This window comes from uncultured Methylobacterium sp., assembly GCF_964244095.1.
GTDB lineage: Bacteria > Pseudomonadota > Alphaproteobacteria > Rhizobiales > Beijerinckiaceae > Methylobacterium.
Window position 1 is genome coordinate 1 of the sequence record NZ_CAXTHR010000223.1, and the last position, 4,165, is coordinate 4,165.

The following is a 4,165-nucleotide window of genomic DNA, read 5'->3' on the forward strand; positions in this document are numbered from 1 at the left end:
CGATCGCCCGCGACATGTGCCAGAAGGTCATCGTCGTCGGCTCCAACGACCTGCAATCGCTCTACGTGGCCAACAACGTCTGCTCGGCGGTCGAATACTTCCGCAAGCTCGGCGGCAACGTCGGCGTCGGCGGGCTGGTCATCAACAAGGACGACGGCACCGGCGAGGCGCAGGCCTTCGCCGACGCGGTGGGCATCCCGGTGCTGGCCTCGATCCCCGCCGACGACGACATCCGCCGGAAGAGCGCGAACTACGAGATCATCGGCCGCCCCGACGGGCGCTGGGGCTCGCTGTTCTCGGATCTCGCCCAGAACGTCACGGACGCCAAGCCCAACCACCCGACGCCGCTCTCTCAGGACGGGCTGCTCGGCCTGTTCTCCAGCGAGAGCACCGGCCGCAACGTGGTGCTGGTGCCGGCGACCTTCGAGGACATGTGCGGCGTCGCCCACGTGACCAAGCCGTCCCTCGAAGTCGTCTACGACGAGGTCTGACGCGCATGGCCGTCACCCTCGACATCGCTGCGCTGCGCGCCCGCCGGGAGGTTCCGGCCTCGACCCTGGAGGCCCTCCAGGCACCGGTCCCGGCCGCGCCGATCAATCTCGACGCGACCAAGGGCGACGGCCTCGGCTGCCATTCCGGCAAGGATGCGATGCGGGCAGCCGCCGAGGCCGCCGGCATGTCGGAGACGCTGGAGCAACTCAGGAAGGACTACCCGGCCGGTCCCCACGACCAGCCGCAGAGCATGTGCCCGGCCTTCGGTTCGCTCCGCGTCGGCCTGCGCATGCGCCGCACCGCGACCATCCTCTCCGGCTCGGCCTGCTGCGTCTACGGGCTGACCTTCACCTCGCACTTCTACGGGGCCAGGCGCTCGGTCGGCTACGTGCCGTTCAATTCGGAGACGCTCGTCACCGGCAAGCTGTTCGAGGACATCCGCGAGGCGGTGTTCCTCACCGCGAAGCCCGCCGACTACGACGCCGTCGTCGTCATCAACCTCTGCGTCCCGACTGCCTCCGGCGTGCCGCTTCGGCTGCTGCCGAAGGAGATCGACGGCGTCCGCATCATCGGCATCGACGTGCCGGGCTTCGGGGTGCCGACGCATGCCGAGGCCAAGGACGTGCTCGCCGGCGCGATGCTGAAGTTCGCCCGCACCGAGGCCGAGCAGGGTCCGGTGCAGGCGCCCCGCGCCGGCCGCTCCGAGCGCCCGACGGTGACGCTCTTGGGCGAGATGTTCCCGGCCGATCCCGTCGTGATCGGCGCGATGCTGGAGCCGCTGGGCCTTGCCGCCGGCCCCGTGGTCCCGACCCGCGAATGGCGCGAATTGTATGCCGCGCTCGACGGCGCGGCGGTGGCCGCGATCCACCCGTTCTACACCGCCAGCATCCGCGAGTTCGAGGCGGCCGGCCGGCCGGTCGTCGGCTCGGCGCCGGTGGGCGTCGACGGCACCGCGGATTGGCTCGATGCGATCGGCGAGGCCTGCGCCGTGCCGCGTAGCCTGGTCGAGGCGGCCAAGAACCGCCTGCTGCCGCCGATCCGCGCCGTGCTCGCCGCCGCGCCGATCAAGGGCCGGATCACGCTGTCGGGCTATGAGGGCTCCGAACTCTTGGTCGGGCGCCTTCTCGTCGAGAGCGGCGCGGACCTGCGCTACGTCGGCACCGCCTGCCCGAAGACGCCCTGGTCGGAGGCCGACCGCGCCTGGCTCGAAGCCCACGGCGTCCAGGTAAAATTCCGCGCCTCGCTCGAGGACGACCTCGCGGCGATGCACGCGTACCGGCCCGATCTGGCCATCGGCACGACGCCGGTGGTGCAGAAGGCCAAGGAAGCCGGCACGCCGGCGCTGTACTTCACCAACCTGATCTCGGCGCGGCCCCTGATGGGCGTCGCGGGTGCCGGGTCGCTGGCCAAAGTCATCAACGCCGCGCTGTCCAACACGGAGCGTTTCGCCGCGATGCGCGCCTTCTTCGACGGCGTCGGCACCGGCCACGCGGCGGGCGTGTGGGAGGACGTGCCGCAGGTCCGCAAGAGCGTCGCGCCGGCCCCGAAGGCTAAGCAGCACGCCCATGACCCGATCGGGGAGATGGCCTGATGCTCGTCCTCGATCACGACCGCGCGGGCGGATACTGGGGCGCCGTCTACGTCTTCACGGCGATCAAGGGGTTGCAGGTCATCATCGACGGCCCCGTCGGCTGCGAGAACCTGCCCGTCACCTCGGTGCTGCACTACACCGACGCGCTGCCCCCCCACGAACTGCCGATCGTCGTCACGGGCCTCGGCGAGGAGGAACTCGGCCGCCACGGAACCGAGGGCGCGATGAAGCGGGCGCACGCGGTGCTCGATCCCGCCCAGCCCAGCGTCGTCGTCACCGGCTCGATCGCCGAGATGATCGGCGGCGGCGTGACGCCGGAAGGGACCAACATCCAGCGATTCCTGCCGCGCACCATCGACGAGGACCAGTGGCAGACCGCCGACCGGGCGATGCGCTGGCTCTGGCAGGAATACGCCGCCCGGCGCTTCGCCAAGAAGGGCATCCCCCCGCGCCCCGCGCGCAAGGAGGGCGAGCGCCCGCGCGTCAATATCATCGGCCCGGCCTACGGCACCTTCAACATGCCGTCGGATCTCGCCGAGATCCGCCGCCTCGTCGAGGGCATCGGCGCCGAGATCAACCTCGTGTTCCCGCTGGGCTCGCATCTGGCCGACGTGCCCAAGCTCGTCAACGCGGATGCCAACGTCTGCCTCTACCGCGAGTTCGGCCGCCTGCTCTGCGAGGACCTGGAGCGGCCCTACCTCCAGGCGCCGATCGGCGTGCTCTCCACCACCAAGTTCCTGCGCACGCTCGGTGAAATTCTGGGTCTCGACCCGGAGCCGTTCATCGAGCGCGAGAAGCACACCACGATCAAGCCGGTCTGGGACCTGTGGCGCTCGGTGACGCAGGATTTCTTCGGGACTGCCAGCTTCGGCATCGTCGCCACGGAAACCTACGCGCGCGGCGTCCGACATTTCCTCGAAGAGGAGATGGGGCTTCCCTGCACGTTCTCCTTCGCCCGGAAACCAGGCGCGAAGCCGGACAACGCAGCGGTTCGCGAGGCCATCGCAAAAAATCCGCCGCTGGTGCTGTTCGGTTCGTTCAACGAGCGGATGTACGCGGTCGAGAGCGGGTGCCGGGCGGTGTTCGTGCCGGCCTCGTTCCCCGGCGCCATCATCCGGCGCCACACCGGCACGCCGTTCATGGGGTACTCCGGCGCGACCTACCTCGTGCAGGAAGTCTGCAACGCGCTGTTCGACATGCTCTTCCACATCATTCCGCTCGCCCGCGACATGGATGCGGTCGAGGCGACGCCGGCCCGCATGCACCGCGAGCTGCCGTGGGAGGAGCCCGCCCGCGCGCTGCTCGACGAATACGTCGAGCGCCAGCCGGTGCTGGTGCGGATCTCGATGGCCAAGCGCCTTCGCGACGCCGCCGAGCGCGACGCCCGCCGCGACGGCGCCGCGCGCGTGGCCAGCGGCCACGTCGAGACGGCGCACGAGGGCCTGAAGCTCGGAGTCGCCGCATGAGCGCCCCGGCTCAATCCGTTCCCGCCGCTTCGCTCCGGCTTCGTCCGGTCGGATCCGCCCCCACCCCGTCACGCCCGCGCGCCGCGCCGGCATCCGCGCCCAGGAGGAAGTCCATGGCCCGTTCGATGAATACGACGTCGCGCCTGCACCAGGATGAGGTCCAGTTCCGGATGATCCTCGGCGTGACCTACCCGTTCTTCCTCGTGGCGGCGATCGCCGAGCGCGTCGTGCCGGCCCGCGCGTCCGGCCGCCCGGCGCCGCGCCGCTCGGTCTTCGGCGAGGCCAGGACCATGGCGGTCCAGGCCATCTCCTACGCCTTCATGGGCTGACCCTTTCGGGCTGACCTGGGCCGCCGAGCGCGCCCGAGCCCTTCGAGACGCTTCCGTCCGGGAAAACGGGTGGAAGTCCGGTCGTGGCGCATGACGCCGCCACGGCGACCCCCCGCGCGGCGACGCCGCGCGGTCCGCAAACGGAGGACCTTCAACGATGGCCAATCCCGGAACGCTCGAACGGCCGAGCAGCCTGTCGGGGCTGACGGAACCCGAAGCCAAGGAGTTCCATGCGATCTTCCTGACGAGCTTCATCATCTTCACGGCGATCGCCGTGGTCGCCCACA

The 4,165-nt window shown here is 70.3% G+C and carries 4 protein-coding genes and 1 pseudogene; all 5 read left to right on the forward strand.

What is annotated here, in order from left to right; translation table 11 throughout:
• Positions 1-491, forward strand: a pseudogene (locus ACFE86_RS21410) (chlorophyllide reductase iron protein subunit X); the annotation flags it as partial.
• A 5-nt stretch (positions 492-496) separates the two neighbouring features.
• Entirely contained in the window at positions 497-2,083 is a 1,587-nt protein-coding gene (bchY, locus tag ACFE86_RS21415; protein WP_375457334.1) for a chlorophyllide a reductase subunit Y, read from the forward strand.
• The gene (gene bchZ / locus ACFE86_RS21420; RefSeq protein ID WP_375457335.1) at positions 2,083-3,549 is read left to right on the forward strand and encodes a chlorophyllide a reductase subunit Z; all 1,467 of its coding nucleotides are present in this window, start codon (positions 2,083-2,085) and stop codon (positions 3,547-3,549) included. The genes bchY and bchZ overlap by 1 nt, the downstream gene beginning before the upstream one ends.
• Before the next feature lie 113 nt (positions 3,550-3,662).
• Positions 3,663-3,878, forward strand: a complete 216-nt coding sequence (locus tag ACFE86_RS21425; RefSeq protein ID WP_375457336.1) for a hypothetical protein — start codon at positions 3,663-3,665, stop codon at positions 3,876-3,878.
• 157 nt (positions 3,879-4,035) lie between these two features.
• On the forward strand, positions 4,036-4,165 hold a 130-nt coding region (locus tag ACFE86_RS21430; protein WP_375457337.1), incomplete at its 3' end, for a light-harvesting protein.